This window comes from Oligoflexus sp. (assembly GCF_035712445.1).
In the GTDB taxonomy this organism is placed as follows: Bacteria; Bdellovibrionota_B; Oligoflexia; order Oligoflexales; family Oligoflexaceae; genus Oligoflexus.
This window is the reverse complement of sequence record NZ_DASTAT010000135.1, coordinates 25,351-43,311: the sequence shown is the minus strand read 5'-3', so window position 1 is coordinate 43,311 and position 17,961 is coordinate 25,351. Positions and strand designations below refer to the sequence as shown.

Annotated in this window: 8 protein-coding genes; 6 read left to right on the top strand and 2 right to left on the bottom strand. The window is 54.3% G+C overall.

The genetic code is table 11. The annotated features are described in order from the left end of the window. Nucleotides 1–284 (bottom strand): helix-turn-helix domain-containing protein (locus VFO10_RS28595; RefSeq protein ID WP_325145441.1); only part of this gene is annotated, 284 nt, incomplete at its 3' end. Nucleotides 285–889: 605 nt separating this feature from the next. Between VFO10_RS28595 and VFO10_RS28590 the strand changes: the two genes are divergently transcribed. From VFO10_RS28590 to VFO10_RS28570, 5 genes are all read left to right on the top strand, one after another. Then, nucleotides 890–2,152: an adenylosuccinate synthase gene (locus VFO10_RS28590; RefSeq protein WP_325145440.1), complete on the top strand. Its 1,263-nt coding sequence runs from the start codon at nt 890–892 to the stop codon at nt 2,150–2,152. 123 nt (nt 2,153–2,275) lie between these two features. Then, nucleotides 2,276–3,061 (top strand): dienelactone hydrolase family protein, encoded by a 786-nt coding sequence (locus VFO10_RS28585; RefSeq protein ID WP_325145439.1) that lies wholly within the window; start codon nt 2,276–2,278, stop codon nt 3,059–3,061. Nucleotides 3,062–3,082: 21 nt separating this feature from the next. Further along, nucleotides 3,083–7,588 (top strand): DEAD/DEAH box helicase, encoded by a 4,506-nt coding sequence (locus tag VFO10_RS28580; protein WP_325145438.1) that lies wholly within the window; start codon nt 3,083–3,085, stop codon nt 7,586–7,588. A gap of 305 nt (nt 7,589–7,893) precedes the next feature. Beyond that, on the top strand, nt 7,894–10,380 hold the full coding sequence (locus tag VFO10_RS28575) for a zinc-dependent metalloprotease (protein ID WP_325145437.1): 2,487 nt from the start codon (nt 7,894–7,896) through the stop codon (nt 10,378–10,380). A 106-nt stretch (nt 10,381–10,486) separates the two neighbouring features. After that, nucleotides 10,487–13,303, top strand: a complete 2,817-nt coding sequence (locus tag VFO10_RS28570; RefSeq protein WP_325145436.1) for a 7TM diverse intracellular signaling domain-containing protein — start codon at nt 10,487–10,489, stop codon at nt 13,301–13,303. A 67-nt stretch (nt 13,304–13,370) separates the two neighbouring features. On the opposite strand, the gene VFO10_RS28565 is transcribed toward VFO10_RS28570, so the two are convergent. Next, on the bottom strand, nt 13,371–16,037 hold the full coding sequence (locus tag VFO10_RS28565; protein WP_325145435.1) for a TonB-dependent receptor plug domain-containing protein: 2,667 nt from the start codon (nt 16,035–16,037) through the stop codon (nt 13,371–13,373). 473 nt (nt 16,038–16,510) lie between these two features. Here VFO10_RS28565 and VFO10_RS28560 point away from each other — a divergent pair, with 473 nt between their 5' ends. After that, nucleotides 16,511–17,842 (top strand): peptide MFS transporter, encoded by a 1,332-nt coding sequence (locus tag VFO10_RS28560; protein ID WP_325145434.1) that lies wholly within the window; start codon nt 16,511–16,513, stop codon nt 17,840–17,842. Nucleotides 17,843–17,961: the final 119 nt, after the last annotated feature.

Below are 17,961 nucleotides of genomic sequence, written 5' to 3'. Positions count from 1 at the left end.
ATAAACCGTACTGCCTTGACTATCACGTACCCCTTCTTCTCCAGAGAGCGAAGCTTTTTCCTGACAGTTGATTCGCTGATCTTTGTCGACCGTGAAATCGTGGCGATTGATGGGAAAGCAGGATGATCGAGAAAGCCTTTGTCAAAAGGAAGAAGCGATCCGATGTAGGTCAGGATACTGTGTTCATAGTGACCGATGTCATGGAGATGATCGAACGCCCTCAGATAACGTCCGCCAGAAAATACGGGATGATCCGAAGGAAAAAGCTGCTGCAAATTTGACATGAATTCCCTCAATCCTTGAGGGAGACCGGCAGGTGTTGAAAAGCAGGCAAAGCCGTACTAAGCTCCGAAGTGGAGCAACGGGGTCTGCTTTGTCGATATTGCCAGGCTCCGGTGTTCTCGGAGGCTGAAGGGCTCAATCTTCAGTCTCCACCAAAAAGCCAACTGCCTGCTACGATATTTCCTTCGCAAAAAATTTCAAACTTGAATCTGATCATCAAAAGAAAAAGTTTTCAGAGGAAACACGAATACGTTGATAGCAAAAGCTTTCACGCATTCAAAAATCTGCGATCAAAAAAATTGTGGAATGCGACCAACTGCGACCAGAGAAGGAAAATAATGGTGGATAACGAGAGACGTCGGAGCATGAAGCAAAGGGATGGCAAGGATTTAAAATGATTAGGATTTATAAAGATTCCAGCGCATTAAGCTCTTACTTGTCGACTCAGGCTCCTTTTCGACTGAAGGTGCGAGGACTGATTCCATAGCGTATTGAACCCCCATGCTATACCACGGTCCGCACCCCAGTTCCAGTGGACAGCCAGGCATTCATCAGCTAAAAAGCCGATGCAAAGCAGAAGAACGCCAACAGCAGGAAGGGCTATCCCATGGGTAACGTGACCATCCTCGTCGGAGCGCAGTGGGGCGACGAAGGCAAGGGCAAGTGGATCGACATCATGGCCGACAGCGCGGATATCGTTACGCGCTATCAAGGCGGCAACAACGCGGGACATACCCTTTACGTAAACGGCCAGAAAGTAGTTCTCCATCAGATTCCAAGCGGCATCTTTCACCCCGGCAAAATCAGCGCACTGAGCACCGGAGTGGTGGTGAACCCGCATCAACTCGTGGAAGAGATGCGGAAAGTCAGTCCTTTTGTGAAGCTGACTCCCGAGCGGCTGTGGCTTTCGGCCCGTGCCCATGTCATTTCTCCTTGGCACATTCATCTCGATGGCAAGAAGGAATCGGAGTCGTCCCAGCCGATCGGCACCACCAAGCGCGGCATTGGCCCGACCTATGCGGAAAAAGCCAATCGGACTGGTCTCCGTCTCGGTGATTACGCGAATCCCACCCGTCGTGAGCGCTGGTATCAGAGCATGCGGCAGAGCGTGCAGGGTTTTGGCACCCATCAGGAAGTGTACCGCGAAGAGTGGGCTCTTTTTGATCAGGCCGCCGAGGTTCTGGCTCCCTTCATCGGGGATGCGGAAGTCCGCGTGCGCGCGGCGATTGAGGCCGGTCGCAAGGTGCTGCTGGAAGGTGCGCAGGGCGTTCTGCTCGACATCAATCATGGAACCTACCCTTATGTCACCAGCAGCGAAACCGCAGCCGGTGGAGCCTTCGCAAGTCTTGGCTTCTCGCCGAAACGCATCGATAAAATCTATGGCGTGGCCAAAGCTTACGTGACGCGCGTGGGTGAAGGCGCATTCCCAACCGAACTCAAATGTGAAACCGGAAACTTGATCGCGACACGCGGCAAGGAATTCGGTGCCACGACGGGTCGTCCGCGTCGCTGCGGTTGGCTGGATGCTGTGGCCTTGCGTTACAGCGCCCAGATCAGTGGTTACGATGGAATCATTTTGAATAAGATGGACATCCTCACCGATCTGCCTGAAGTGAAAGTCTGTGTGGCTTATGAGCATCCGCAACTCGGCCGCATCGAAGATTTCCCCTGGGATCATGAAGTGCTGGCCGCCTGTACACCTGTTTATAAAACTTTTGCCGGTTGGAAAGAGGCGATGCCAACGACCGGACGCATGGCCGATCTGCCTGCCAATGCAAAAAAATATGTGGAAGGTGTTGAGGAAATCCTCGGCTATCCCATCAGCATGGTCGGCACCGGCGTGAATCGTCAGGACGCCCTTTTCCGCTAAGATCACAAAGCTTCTTCCGGGACAGCGTTCGCTGTCCCACATTGCCTCTTGCCTGCCCGCAAAAATTCTGCGAACGTCTTCCCATACAATTTTCCAGGTTCCTATGGGAAAGGATAAAACATTATGAAACGGATCTCGCAATTGTTTGTATCAGCTGTGTTCCTCGCCAGCAGCACTTTGGGTTTGGCTGCCGTGAAAACCAAGACGGTGGAATACAAAAAAGGCAAAGACACCTTCGAAGGCTTGCTCGTGTATCCCGACAACGTCAAAGGCAAAGTGCCCGGCATCCTTATGATTCACAACTGGATGGGCGTGACCGACGAGACCAGGAAACAAGCCACGCGCATGGCGGAGCTTGGTTATGCGGTCTTTGCTGCTGATATCTATGGCAAGGGCGTGCGTCCGACCACTGCCGAAGAAGCTGGAAAACTCGCTACGATGTACCGCGGCGGCGATCGCAAACTTTTCCGTGAACGCCTGCAGCTCGGTCTGGAAACACTGCGCGGACAAAAGGAAGTGGATACCAATAAAGTTCTCGCTGTTGGGTATTGCTTTGGCGGGACCGGTGTCATCGAACTCGCCCGTGCCGGCGCCGACGTCAAAGGCGTGGTCAGTTTTCACGGTGGACTCGATAGCCCCACGCCTGCGGATGGGAAAAATATCAAAGCCAAGGTCCTCGCTCTTCACGGTGCCGATGATCCTTACGTGAAAGCCGAAGATCTGGCCGCTTTTGAAAATGAAATGCGCGAGAACAAGATCGACTGGGAACTCGTGAAGTACGGCAATGCCGTTCACAGCTTCACCGAAGTGGGTGCGGGCAATGATAACAGCAAAGGCGCCGCTTACAATGCTGCCGCCGATGCCCGCTCGTTTGAAGCATTCAAAGATTTCGCGAAGGCTTCGCTGTAATTTTTTTGGGACGGGTGGACTATGGATCGTCGATTGCCTTTGACTGTGGATATTCCCCTCGTTCCTGACCTGGCTCCCGCCCTGCTCGGTTTTCATCCGATCCTGCAGCGCTGGTTTCAGCGCAAGTTCAAAGAACCCACCCCCGCCCAGCAGCAAGGCTGGCCGCTGCTTCATGAACACCGCAATACTCTGATTGCCGCGCCCACTGGCGGTGGTAAAACCATGGCCGCGTTTTTTGTGGCGATTGATGATCTCTTTCGACAGGCGGTGGATGGTCGCTTGGAGAAAGGCATTCAGGTTCTTTATCTGTCTCCGCTTCGGGCGCTTTCCAATGATGTGAAGAAAAATCTGGAGCAGCCGCTGCAGGAGATTATGGACGAGGCTCGGGCCGCGGGATTACATCCGGATCCGATTCGAATTGGTTTGCGCACCGGGGATACCACGGCGACGGAAAGAGCGCGGATTCTGCGGGATCCGCCGCATATTCTGGTGACCACTCCCGAGTCGCTTTTTCTGATGCTCACCTCGGCCAAGGCGCGGCCTATTCTGCGCTCGATTAAATCCGTGATCATTGATGAAATTCATGCGCTGGCCCGGGACAAAAGGGGTTCACATCTGAGCCTCAGTCTGGAGCAGCTGGGGGCGCTCTGCAAAAAGCCGCCGGTTCGCATCGGACTTTCGGCGACCCAGAAACCTTTGGAGACCATTGCCCAGTTTTTGGTGGGCGGGAATGAAAAGCCGCGCCCCTGTGAAATTATCGACGTTTCGAAGCAGCGTGATGCGGATTTGGATATTGTCGTTCCCGATCTTCCCTTAAGCGCTGTCTGCAGTCATGAGATGTGGGAGGAGCTTTACGGAAAGCTGGCCGCCATGATTGGGGAGCACCGCAGCACGCTGATCTTTGTGAATACGCGGCGCATGGCTGAGCGCATTACCTTTCAATTGAGCGAGATGCTCGGCGAAGACGCGGTGGCGGCGCATCATGGGAGCTTATCCAAGGACAAGCGCCTGATGGCCGAGGATCGGCTGAAAAATGGGGAAATCAAGGCGATTGTTGCGACCGCTTCTTTGGAACTCGGGATTGATGTCGGAACCATTGACCTTGTTTGTCAGATTGGTTCGCCGCGGAGTATTGCCGCTTTCGTGCAGAGGGTTGGACGTTCCGGTCATGCCCTCGGTTTGAAACCGAAGGCGCGTTTGATTGCGTTGACGCGTGATGAGCTGATTGAATGTATGGCGCTCGTGAGGGCTTACCGGGAAGGGACGATGGATAGCATCGAAATTCCTGAGGTGCCTTTCGATATCCTTGCGCAGCATATTGTGAGTCTTGTGTCCTCGGAAAATCGTGTGCCGGATGATGTCTTTCATCTGTGTCGCGAGGCTTATCCCTTCCGCCAGCTGACGCGCGGTGATTTTGATAAGACGCTTGATTGGCTTTCCGAAGGCCTCGGCACGGCCACGCGTCGCGGGGCTTATCTGCATTGGGATAAGGTGAATCATGAGCTGCGTCCGCGGCGCAGTGCGCGCCTGGCGGTGGTGATGTCGGGCGGTGCGATTCCCGAGCAGAATGCCTACCGTGTGATCAATGGTGAAGACCAGGCTTTTGTGGGGACCGTCGATGAAGAGTTCGCTGTGGAAAGTCAGAAGGGGGATGTCTTTCTTCTTGGCAATCATTCCTGGCAAATTCAAGGCCTGAAGGGTGACACTCTTCTGGTCAAGGATCTGCATGGGGCTCCGCCGACCATTCCTTTTTGGAAGGGGGAAGCCGGTGGGCGGACTTTTGAACTTTCACAGGAACTGAGTCGGGTTCGGAAGGAAGCGGATGCGATTTTAAGCGCTCAAGAGATGCCCGATTGGCAAGAGCCGGATCCCACCAAGGATAAAAAGATGTGGGCGGTTTATCGACAGCCGCTTGCGGACTATCTGCAGAAAACATTTTTGATTGATGCTGCTCTTGCGACCCAGGCTGCGGATTTTCTTGCGGCGCAGAAGATTGCGCTGGGGATTCTGCCGACGCAGGACCTTGTGGTTTATGAGCGTTTCTTTGATGATACGGGCGGTATGCAGCTGATCGTGCACGCGCCCTTCGGCAGTCGGATCAATCGGGCCTGGGGTTTGGCCTTCCGGAAGAGGTTCTGCCGCGGATTTGATTTTGAGCTGCAGGCCAGCGCGACAGATAATGGGATCCTTTTATCCGTGGGCCCGAATCAGAGTTTTCCGCTGGAAGCCATGTTCAAGATGCTGAATCCGCACAATGGGCGTTCGATTTTGATTCAGGCCCTGCTTGATGTGCCGATGTTTGAGATTCGCTGGCGTTGGAATGCGACGCGGGCGCTGGCCGTCTTGCGGATGAAGAGTGGGAAACGTGTACCGCCGCATCTGCAGCGCTATCAGTCGAATGATCTTCTGACGGCTGTTTTTCCGCAGCAAACGCAGTGTTTTGAGCATAGGACGGGGGATTTGGAAATCCCGGATCATCCTCTGGTTCGGCAGACGGTGCAGGACTGTTTGCAGGAGGCCATGGACTGCGATCGTTTTGAAAAGGTTCTGCAGAATATTGCGGCGGGGGACATTGAACTGCTGGCGCGAGATACGCGGGAACCCTCACCTTTTTGTTATGAATTGATTCATGCGAACCCTTACGCGTTTTTGGATGATGCGCCGCTGGAAGAAAGGCGGATTCGGGCTTTGGCGACACGGCATCGACTGGAGCCGCAGGTCTTTAATGATCTGACGGCTTTGGATGCTGGGGCAGTTTCGCAGGTTGTCAGTGATGCCTGGCCTTTGATTCGGGATCCGGATGAGCTTTATGATGCTTTGAAGCAGCTGGTGCTTTTCCCGCTGGATGAGATTCAGTTTTATCAGACCATGCTGCAGGAATTGCAGAAGAAGAATCGGGCGAAGATTTTGACGCTCGAGTCGAAGAGTTTTGCCTACGCTTATGAATTGGATGCGGATCTTCAGCTTCTTTATCCCCAGCATTTTAAGCTTGGGGACGTGGATATGGAAGCGCAGCAGAAGGCGATGCTGCGGCTTCTGCGGGGGCAGCTTGAATGCCTGGGACCTTTGACGGCTGAGGGCTTGAGCCAGCGGCTGCTGTTGCCGGAGCACGAAATTCTTGCGGCTTTGCTTCAGCTGGAGAGTCTTGGGATTATTCTTTCAGGGACCTTCAGTGAGTCGTCTGCGCGTTCACAGAAGAAAGAATGGTGCGAGCGCCGTCTTTTGCATCGGATGCATCGACTGACGATTGAGGGGCTGCGTGAACAGATCAAGCCTGTGTCGCGGGCAGTCTTTCTTCGGTTTTTGGCGCGGCATCAAAGGGCGTTGCCGGAGCAGCGCTGGTCGCCGCATGATAACCTGATGCCGCTCGTTGAGATGATGCAGGGGCTCGAACTCCCGGCGAGTGTTTGGGAGAATGAAGTCTTTATGAGTCGCGTCCAGGGTTATCGTGGGCGTGAATTGGATGCTCTTTGTCAGAGTGGGCAGGTCGTGTGGGGGCGGATTGCTGTGGCGCCGCCGAAGGGTGAGAAGACGAATAAGAATCGTCTTTTGAGTCGGACCACGCCGCTGAGTTTTCTGACTCGGGCGGGTTTGGGTTGGGTGGTGCCGGAGACCCGGGAACTGCTCGTGGATCGTTTGAGTGATAGCGCGAAGAAGATCTGGGAGTTGATGGAGCAGCGCGGGGCTTTATTTTTCGATGAAATCAGTGCGCTGAGTAAACTTCTGCCGACACAGATTGAAGATGGGCTCAGTGAGCTGATGAGCATGGGTTTTGTTTCCACCGATAGCTTTGCTGCTGTGCGGCCTCTCCTAAATCCTGATCGCAAGGCGCGGCAGCCGGCGTCCGTTCGAGATGCGCGGCAGATTCGTTATGAAACCGATTTTCGGAGTGGTGGGCGCTATGCTCCCTTTGCGATGTATCGGGTGCCCTTGAGTCAGGAGGAGCGCCTGGAGCAGTGGGCATGGCAGCTCTTAAAGCGTTATGGTGTGATTTTCCGGGATCTTCTGCGTAAGGAATCGCTCGCCCCGACCTGGGGTGAGCTTGTGGTTGTCTATAGAACCTTGGAGGCCCGTGGTTTGATTCGCGGGGGACGTTTTGTCGAGAAAGTGGGCGGGGAACAATTTGCGCTCAAAGAATCCATTGATGCTTTGCGGAGCTGCCGTGATGCGCCGCCGGATCCGGATTTCATTATTCTGACGGCCGCTGATCCCCTAAATTGGATGGGTATCCTGAGTGATGATATCAAGGTCGCGTCTCAAGCCCGGCATCGCGTGGCGTTCTGGTCCGGGAGATATGTAGCCTATCGTGAGGCCGGGGAATGCCATATCCTCGATGAAAGCCTGACGGGAGAGCAACGGATGCGGGTGGAACGGGCGTTGCGGTTGAATGGTTTTTATCGGCAGCAGGATCCATTCCTGAAGGAACCAACTGCTCCTGCAAAGCCGAGCGAGAATTTAGTGAGAGAAGAGCGAGGGTCGAAGGCCTTGGTGCGAAATTGGAAAAAGTTTTTGACGGGAGGGGAATAAATAAATCGTATAGAGCCTTCTATTCCATAGGAAGCACGAACAAAGCCCAACGCGATACAGGGCGACACGAAACCACCAAACCTTTACCCCATCATACTTTCAAGCGCCACATGGCGTAAATCCCTCACACAGTCCACAACAGCGGGCGAGTATTTAGCCCATTTCTTTCCGATTCGACAAGTTCCAATTCTTCAAGATGATGAATTCCAAAAAACCTTTTCCGCTGACGCAGAGGTCGGTTAGTACTTCACTCAATCGATGCTTTGAATTTATGAAAGTTACTCCTCTCGGAAAGGAAACACACCGTGAAGTTACACCTGTCATGCGGGTTAATCAGCATAGTGCTGCTGGCGAGCGCCTGTTCCAAAGAACAGCGCAGGACCAAAGCGGATCCTACAATCCAGAACTCTTTTACCGTGGTGGATCCCAAAGGATCCGCAGCCGCGAATCTGGGGCTGACCGATCGCAAACTCATCAGTATTAAAAAATCCGCACTCGACAAGGAATTCCTGCTGCAGGCGTCGATGATGCGTCAGATCCCGATGCCGACGGCCAACGGCCTGAAGAGCCGGATCGTGGCCTTCAAACAGTCGGGTGACGCGCTTTTTATGATGGAAGCGACCCAGGGACACGTCATCACCAAAGACCTGCCCGCGCAGCTCATTCTTGCGAAGCTGCCCATTCTGAGTGAAACCGACACGGATGTCATCGTCGATTTCAGTGAAGGCATGGCGAACACTTTTGTCGCCGGGGATTGGTATGGTTCGGATGATAGTGCGAGCTACATCAAAACCTTTCGTAGCCTCGACGTCAAAAACAGCTTCATTGATAACGCCTCCTTCCACGACAACGCTCTGAGCATTCGCCAGATCGCGCAGGTCCTGGGAACTCAGCTCGATACCATCGAGGTGAAGTATTATCTGGAGCCTTACAATCCCAATCCGGACTTTGCGAAAACACCGGGGCAGCCGCTCGATGTCTTTGGTTTCTTCCAGGTTGCACCCCTGTATCAATCCGATAAGGGCAACGGCGTAGTCGACACTTACGCCAGTAAATGGGATACGAGCAAACCCATCGTTTACGCGATTTCAGCCAACACGCCGCCGGAATACGTGGAGGCCGTGCGCGATGGCATCCTTTATTGGAACCGCGCTCTTCCCAATGCGCCGCTGCAGGCGATTGTGGCTCCAGCTGGTGTCAGCGCCCCGGATTATGATTACAACATGGTGCAGTGGGTACCCTGGGATACTGCAGGGTACGCTTATGCCGATGCTCAGATGGATCCACGCACGGGCGAGATTCGTCATGCTCAGATTTTCATGACGAGCACCTTCGCGGTGTCGGGCGCTTCGCGGGCCAAAGCGCTTTTGAAAGCTTATCCAGGGAAAAAGAAGGCTTTGGAAACAGCTTTCGCGATGGCGGGCATGGTGCAAAGACCGCTTTGCAACCTGGAGCTTCAGGATAATTACCTGAACACTTTGGAAACTCTGCTCACCAGGAACGCCCCGGACACGGAATTCCTGCGTCTGTCCCAGGACTATATCCGTGAAGTGGTCGCGCATGAAGTCGGTCACACCATGGGTCTCCGTCATAACTTTGCCGGCTCCCTGGGCGCCAGCTACAGCCTCGATCAACGTCCCGCCTTGATCGCCGATTACGTGTCGCAGGGTAAAATCCCGAATGATCTGCAGCCCGCCTCATCGGTGATGGAATACCAGGTCTTTGAAGAAGCGGCGATGACCGGACATATCATCGCGAAGACCAATCGCATGCTCGATTATGATCGCAAGGTGATCGAAGCCCTATATAGCGGCGCGGAGTTTGATCCCTCGGATGTGCCTCTTTTCTGCTCGGATTCCCAGACGGATCATCTTGATTGCCAGACCTTCGATCTGGGGCGCAACCCGGTCGAAGCCATTGCCTTCACGGTCGGTCAGCAGAAGGATACGCTGGTTCAGAACCTCTTCAATACCATCGTCCGGGCCAAGCGCGCCGGCAAGGATCCTTCCCTTTTCGTGGAAAGCTGGGCCTCACGCGTTCTGAGCAGCCGCTTCAATCTTCTGATGCTGACGGCCAGTGAAACGCCTCTGATTCAGATTCGCCACAAGTATAAAAATCCGGATGACTATGTGAGCGAGAAAATCCTGGCTGAAGAGCAGGCACTGATGCAGGAAGCTCTCATGAAGCAAGGCGGCTGGGAGAAAATGCTGGCTCTTCCCAGCGAAAAAGAGTTAAAGGAAGTGCCCTTCGCACTGCGGAAGATGATGCGCGATTATCAGGAAGTGGAAGGCGAGCAAAGCATCACCTTCAGTCTTGATGAGCAGCAGCGCTATGAGACCCTCATGCGGGATTTCGTAACACGACTGCAAAAGGAACTGCCGCGGGCTCAGTGGGAACGGCTCGCATCGGTGACCACTCCACTGGCTCACAATCCCTTCACAGATGGCCTTTTGAACTGGGTGGGGACCGAGGCTCATGCCCTCCTTTTGAACACAGAGGGTGTGGTCGCCGGCCAACGTTTCAACCCCGATGGAACGGTCACAGCCCTTCAGCTTCCTGCCTTTGTCGCTGATTCCGCCCTGCGTCAGCAGGTGGCCATTACAGTCGCCAGGTTTCCGGCCGAGGCCAACTGGAAAGTCGCTGCGCTGAAGGAAGGACTGCGGGATGAACTGCGCGAAGTCCTGGATACTTACCTGCCGGAAAGCAGCGCTATCAAGTATAAAGACCTCGATACGGCGGCTCAGGAATGGCGAGCCACCGAGCAGAGTCTGATTCGGACGCTGTCCTTCTAAGCAGGCGTCAGCCCTGGCCCATGCCAGGGCTTCCTTACGGCTAGCAGCCCTCAATTTCTCGGAAAAAACTCCGAAAAACAGAGCATGTTAACCTGAGTGCAGGACGATGCTTTTGATCGTGTGGGTGTTTGATAAAATCTCATCGCTTTCGCGCATGATACCAGGCATCTGGCTACTCCTCTTTTGGATCCTGCCGACGCCTTGCCTCCATGCAGCTGAGCCTTACTCCATCGCACCCGCGATGAAGGGAGCCCCCCTCGGTCGTCACTTCGAAATACTTGCCGATCCAACAGGGCAGCTCGGACTCCAGGATATCCTGGAAAAGGATGCGGCCCAGGCCTTTCGACCTTCGCAGGAAACCGTGCCGAATTTTGGACTCCGGCGAGGTCCCCAATGGGTTAAATTCACCATTCACAATCCTCTGCAGCAAGAACTCACCATACTTCTGGAAAATAAATTCACCCTCGCCGACAGTCTGGAACTTTACTATCAGAATCCCGCAGGCGACTGGTTGAAAAAGGCAGCAGGTGATCAAAGGCCCTTCATCGAGCGGGATATTCACACAAGGCAGGCTGTCTTTCGTTTGACCCTCGCTCCTGGCTCGCATCGCTTCTACGCGCGCACCTTTGCGGACGGCGCGCATCAGCTGCCGCTGCATATCTGGACCCAGGATGAATTCTTTGCTCACAATGCGCGCGAGTATGGTTGGATTGGAATCCTGGTAGGATTCCATCTCGTCATCTGTCTTTATAACCTTTTCCTGTACTTTTCCTTGCGTGACAGGACCTATCTTTACTATGTGCTGTATGTGACCTGCAATCTCTTCTATCAGTCGGCCTCACTTGGCCTGTTCCAGCAGTCCCTCAGCATGTTGGGGTGGGCGGAATCCTTTTCCAATCGCTTCACAAGCATGAACGTCGACATGGTGTCCATCACAGCCCTTCTTTTCAGCTATCATTTTCTGAATATCAAAGAAAAGCTGCCCATCTTCAGACGCATCTATCTCGCCATTGGGGCTTTGGATGCCACGAACCTCGTCGTCACGGGCTTTATTTCCGTATATTTCGGCACCGCGATCTGTCTTGTTACAGCGTCCATGACCACTTCGACTTTGCTGGCATCGGGTTTTCTTATCTCCCGTCAGCGATATATTCCTGCGATGTTCTACATCACGGGCTGGGGCTGCTACCTCCTGGGCGTGACGGGCACGATTCTGAATCTTATCGGCCTGCTTCCCACCAGTAATTTTTCCCGCTGGGGCCAGTTCACCGGCGGCGCGATTGAAATTGCCATCCTTTCTCTCGCGCTGGGAGCCCGCATCAATGCCAAGCGTCGTGAGCATGTGCAGATGATTACGCGCCTCAACCAGGACCTTGAGGGCAAGGTCGAGGAACGTACGGCCGAGATTCAATCGCTGCTCCTGCATATTCCGCAGGGCATACTCTCCATCGGTCGGGATGGTTTGATCACGCCGAATTACTCGGCGCAGCTGCCGTCCATTCTGAATCACGATGCTATTGCCGGCCAGAGTTTCCGTTCGATCATTCTGGATCGCTCGACGCTGTCGGCGGATGAGAAGGATCAAGCCTGGCAAAGCATTCAGGCTGCAGTGGGCGAGCATAGCCTCAGCTTCGATCTGAATATTGATAAGCTGCCCGCGCAGCTGGATTACATCATGAATGATCAGATGAAAGTCCTCCGCCTGACCTGGAACCGCGAGCTGAATGCTCAGGATGAAGTGAAGCATATCCTCGTCACCCTTTTGGATGTCAGTTCCGAAGTCGCCGCCCAGCAGGAAATCGAGCGCCAGAATCGGGAATTTGAGATCATCAAGCAGCTGGTCGATCTGGGCAGCCGGAAGTCGGTGCAGTTCTTCAGTGCCGGCGATCAGTTGATCAACGAGAATGAACGCCTCCTCCGGGCCACCAACCTGGATACGGATACCATTAAAATCCTCTTCGTGAATACGCATACCCTGAAGGGAGCGGCCCGTTCGCTGCAGCTGAAAGAGCTGGCCAATAAATTACATGTGGTGGAAAGCTACTACGCACAGGTTTTAAAATTCCATCAGCCGCTTGATCGAGCGCGTTTGCAGCAGGACTTCACAGAAGCCAAGGCCATCTATCAGCGCTATCACAGAGCCAACCGCGAAACTTTGGGGCGGCTGGATGATTTGAAGAAGGTCACGGTCGACCGTGATTTCATGCAGGATAACGTCAAGCTTCTGAATCAGCTTCTCGACATGGATGCTCTGCCACGGAATATGAAGGCCGTGATTCAGGCCCACCGGGATGAGATTACGGGCATGATCTATACAAAGCTGCCCAGCTTTATCGAGGAACTGAGGCACCACGCGGACAAAATCGCCAAGGATCTTGGTCTTGAGCCGCCCCTTTTCCAGATCGAAGTGGCCAATATCCTCATCAATACCAGCCAGGAACTTTCGCTGAAAAATGCCTTTATCCATCTGCTCCGCAATGCCCTGGATCACGGCATCGAACCGGGAGGCATGCGCAAGCAGAAAGGCAAACCGACCCGCGGCACGCTCCTGATTCGCGCGGAAGAACGGAATGGTCAAATTCAGATAGAATTCCAGGATGATGGTCAGGGACTCGATATCGGGCGTATCCGCGAGATCTGTCGCAAGAATGGAAAGACAGAGGCTGGGCTTAGCGCTGCGGGTGTCGCATCCATGATTCTGGAAAACGGTTTTTCCACCAATGAAAGCGTTTCCATGACCTCGGGACGCGGCGTGGGCCTCGCAGCAGTAAGGCAATTCATGGAAGCCGAAGGCGGCCGCGTGGAAATCGTCCTGGGTCCCCGGATTCCAGGCACGGGTGAGTTCCATGAGTTTTCGATTCGCCTGCATCTGCCGGCGACTGTCGCTGCGAGTTGGCAGCGGATGGTGGTTCAGGCCAGCTGATGAGCAGGGACTAAAAAAAAGGCACAACCCGGGAAGGGTTACGCCTCATTCTTTTTATGAGATCAGCTTAGAGCTGAACGCCCCAACGAGCGTAGTAGTAGCGACCGATCAGGTTATGCGTACGGGCATCGATGTTATCGTTGAACGCAGCATCCGAGACAGGCGGCTCTTTGTCTGTGAGGTTATTGATACCGACAGTGAGCTTGCCGTAACCCAGGAAATCATAACCAGCGCGGACATCATAGGTGCTCCATGCGGCCAGAGTTGGGTAATCGAAGTCAGCGCCTGCATCAAGCTTGGTCACGTGGTTGGCTGTTGCACCGACGTCGAAACCGAAGTTCGACCATGCGACATCCAGGAGACCTTTCCACTTGGGAATCGAACCACGGCCGCCCGAAGCGGTGTCGCTGTATTTGCCGACCACGTTTTCAAACGGAGCGCTCTTGTCAGCCTGGTTCATATACTTGATGTAGTGGCTGCCGAGAAGGCTGAAGGTATACGAGCCGCTGGGAGTTCCACGCAGCGCATAATCAAACGCAAAGTCCACGCCTTCCACTTTACGGGAAGCCAGGTTCAGTGCGACCGCTTCGATCCGGGTGATGTTGTTGTTGGCATCAACCTGGACTTTGTCGGCGAAAAGATCGTTGTTACGGAACTGGTCCACAACGAATTGTGGGTTCGTATCAATGGCGTTTTTGGTTTCGATGTTGAAATAGTCAGCCTTGGCATTGAAGTTCTGGTAGGAGTAAGCGATGCCGTAGGTGAACGATTTCGACTTCTCAGGATCCAGCTCGGGGTTACCACCCTGCAGAGCCAGGAACTGGTTGATGTCCTCATCCGATTGAACGTCGCAGTTGCCTGGGGTTTGGCAAGGGTCGCTCAAAGTCGCGAAGTTTTCCTGCTGACCTTGGAAGAGTTCAACCAGGGACGGAGCACGGAAACCAGTCGAGTAGCTACCACGCAGGGTCAAGCCATCGACAGGACGGATTTTCACACCGACTTTAGGGTTGGTTGTGGTTCCGAAATCGCTGTAATCCGAGTGACGAGCCGCGAGGTTGATCTCGGCCAGCTCAGTCAGAGGAAGGGTCAACTCGATGTAAGCTTCTTTCACATCGCGATCGCCTTCTGTTGACTTCGCGTTAGTGCTACCGATGGTGTTGTACTGCTCGGAGTTTGGATCCGAACGGCTGACGTATTCTTCCGTACGGCCTTCCACACCAAATGCCAGACCGATGGTACCGAGGCTGGTTTCCAGAAGATCACCGGCAAAGTTCACAGTCACAGAATCGAGTTCGGTGGTGGTGAAGTCGGTGGCGTTGATACGGAGCCAGCGGATCATCTCATCGGTAAAGCTGCCGTCAGGACCCAGAATGTTGACAGGCACGCAACCCAGTTTCGACAAGGCCGCGCAGTTGGCCGGATCACCGATACCAAGCTGCAGGTTGGTCTTGTTCACGAGGTTCTTGGTCGTCGAACGGGTATTCGATTCACCATGGTTATAGGCGACGTCCCAGTTCCACTTTTCCGTGATGTTACCCTGAACACCGACGACACTGCGGAAGGTGTTGGAATCCGCATCCGATTTACGAGGACCGAACTGGAGGAAACGCTTTCTTACGTCCGTCAGCTCAACGCCAAACGGGTTGTAAGGGTTATTCGCGGCAACAGTCAGATCACCCGTCTCGTTCGAAAGGAAGAGCGGAGTCGGCGCCGAGTTATAACGGCTCTCAGTGTTGGTGAAATGAGTTTCGATGAAACCCTTCAGACCCTTGGTCAACTCGTAATCACCACCCAGGAAAATGCTCTTGCGGTCCTGAGCCATGATCGCATCGGTGATCGACGAGAAGTTATAGCGGTCGTCTGGAGTGTAGGGACGGAAGTCACCTGTGGTAGGCGTGCTGGGATTCGCCCAGGTGTCATTCGAAATCAGGTTGTCTTCGCCGACGATCACGTGTCCGTTCGGAGTTGCCGAACTTGGACCCAGGGCCTGCTTCGAGACATCGCGATCGCGCGAAGCGACACTGCCTTGACTATAGACGTTCGCTCCGAGGAGGAGGCCACCGCGGTCGTTCGTCGCGCCGTAGGTGATGTCGATGGATTTGGTTTGCAGATCACCACGCGAGGCCTGGCCGACGTAAACGCTGAAATCCAGACCATCCCAGTCTTTACGGGTGATGATGTTGATCACACCGGCGATCGCGTCCGAACCGTAGATAGCGGATGCGCCATCCTGAAGAATTTCAATGCGGTCAATGGCGGCCACGGGGATCGAGTTCAAATCGGGGCTCGAACCGAAGGCGTCAAGCGGCAGACGACGACCGTTCAAAAGTACGAGGGTCGACGACGAGTCCAAACCGCGAAGGGCGATGTTACCGCTACCGTTTCCGCCGCCGTTGGTGGTGGTCGTGGTCACGGAGTTACCGACCGCAGCAGGCAGGGCCTTCACGATATCAGTCACGGTTTGCTTGCCCGTCGCCTGGATTTCTTCTTTGCCCAGGATGGTCAGGGGAGCGGCGACATTCATGTCAACACGCTTGATGCGCGTACCTGTGACGGCAATCACTTCCGTTTTCTTACTGTCGGCTTTCTCGGTCTTTGGCTTGTCAGTGGTCGTACCTGTCGCTTCAGTCGGCTTTGTTTCGGTCCCTTGGGTTTCCGTCTGCGCCTGAGCATGCGCTGTGACCAGCGATGACAAGAGCACAAAGCTGATCGCGCTAGCGATGGATGTCTTCATCGTAACTCCCTACATTGAGAAAAATCCAGATAACTGTCGCCGGCTATGGAATATACGATTACCTTCTATAGGTGAAGATCGTGCAAATTGCATCAAGCACATGGGGGCCGCGCATGCCCCGCCAGACCCTGGCCCCACTCTCAAGCCGCTACAATCACCCCCTTAAAACCCGCATAGATCCATGCAGCCAAGGGGTTTAAGGTTTTGCATGCCTCAAGAATCAAGTAAAAATAAGCTTGTCTATTGAAAAAAAATACACTGATGCATTCCACTCGGGAGCGTTGCCCCGGTCGATGTGCATTGGGTGAAAAGCGGGTGTCAAATCCAGGCGTGAACACCTGCGATTTTTTGGGTCTTCGGTGCATTCCGGCCTTACATTTCCGTATAAAAATATTATGATGCCCCGCACAATTCCCCCGTCGGCAGCCTTCTTCAGGCGACCGGCTGTCAAAATTCAGGAGGATCCTTCGTCCATGAGCCGCGCAGAAACCTTGGGACAGAACATGTCCGGAGAAAGGCAGCCCCCTGCCCTCTATCTTCTATTCTTTGTCGAGATGTGGGAACGCATGAGTTTCTATGGGATGCGGGCGCTGCTCGTGCTCTATATGACGGCTGCCACGACTGCCGGAGGTTTCGGCTGGTCACGGGCTGATGCTCTCAGTATTTATGGCTGGTACACAGGACTCGTGTATCTGACTCCGATTCTCGGCGGCTATATGGCTGACCGTTACCTCGGTTTGCGCAAAGCCATCACCATCGGCGCGACGACCATGATGATTGGTCATATTTCAATGGCTTTTACCGGCGAATTCGCGTTCTTTCTAGGACTCGCCTGCTTGATCGTGGGCAACGGTTTTTTCAAACCCTCCATGGCCACTCTCGTCGGTTCCCTTTATCAGGAAGGCGATCGACGCCGTGATGCTGCGTACACCATCTTCTACGTGGGCGTGAACACAGGCGCCTTCATCGCACCCTTTATTTCCGGGACTTTGGGCGAACGAGTCGGTTTCCACTGGGGCTTCGGCGCCGCGGCCGTGGGCATGTTCCTGGGTCAGGTTCTCTTCATCCTCGTCGGTCCGCGTCTACTCGGAGACATCGGCAAATATCCACGCCGCGCGGCGGCTTCTGCGGCCAATGCTGTCAAGGAAACCCTGAGCGCTGTGGAAAAAGATCGCCTGAAAGTTATTTTCAGTCTGATGATTTTCGTCGTCATTTTCTGGGCCTCTTTCGAACAGGCCGGCGGCCTCATGACTCTTTACACGGATACGAAAGTCGATCGCGTCGTTTTCGGTTTGGAAATTCCCACGACCTGGTTCCAATCCATCAACCCCGTCTTCATCATGACCTTCGGACCGCTGTTCGCAGCGATGTGGAGTTGGCTGGCCCTGCGGGGTCGTGAGCCTTCGGCTCCGGTGAAGTTCGGTATTTCCCTTATGCTGATGAGCGCCGGGTTTCTTTGCATGGTGTTTGCCGCGCAGCAGAGTGAAACGATGGGCAAGGCGAGCGTTCTTTGGATCGTGGCCTCCTACCTTCTGCAGACCTGGGCGGAACTCTGTCTTTCTCCCGTTGGCCTTTCGATGGTGAACCGCCTTGCGCCGGCTCGCTTTGCGACGCTTATCATGGGGATCTGGTATCTTTCGAATGCAGTCGCGAATAAACTCGCGGGCTTCATTGGTGGATTTGCGGAAACTTTGGGAGAAGTCCAGCTCTTCGGAGCGATTTCAGCCACAACCCTCACCGCATCGCTGGTCCTTCTCTTCGTACTCGCCAAACCTCTCCGCCGCTGGATGCACGGCGTCGGCTGATGACCTGCAAACTGAAGCCCATCCGGGCTTCAGCTTCATCCCGAGCACCGGGCAGAAACTGCCGTCTGCACTCCTCCCAGGATGTCCTATACTGGTATGAGATGGATAGTATCTGCAAC

Coding starts and splice junctions, on each gene's coding strand:
- VFO10_RS28570 (WP_325145436.1), top strand. CDS start 10,487: ATGCTTTTGATCGTGTGGGTGTTTGATAAAATCTCATCGCTTTCGCGC.
- VFO10_RS28560 (WP_325145434.1), top strand. CDS start 16,511: ATGAGCCGCGCAGAAACCTTGGGACAGAACATGTCCGGAGAAAGGCAG.
- VFO10_RS28585 (WP_325145439.1), top strand. CDS start 2,276: ATGAAACGGATCTCGCAATTGTTTGTATCAGCTGTGTTCCTCGCCAGC.
- VFO10_RS28590 (WP_325145440.1), top strand. CDS start 890: ATGGGTAACGTGACCATCCTCGTCGGAGCGCAGTGGGGCGACGAAGGC.
- VFO10_RS28580 (WP_325145438.1), top strand. CDS start 3,083: ATGGATCGTCGATTGCCTTTGACTGTGGATATTCCCCTCGTTCCTGAC.
- VFO10_RS28565 (WP_325145435.1), bottom strand. CDS start 16,037: ATGAAGACATCCATCGCTAGCGCGATCAGCTTTGTGCTCTTGTCATCG.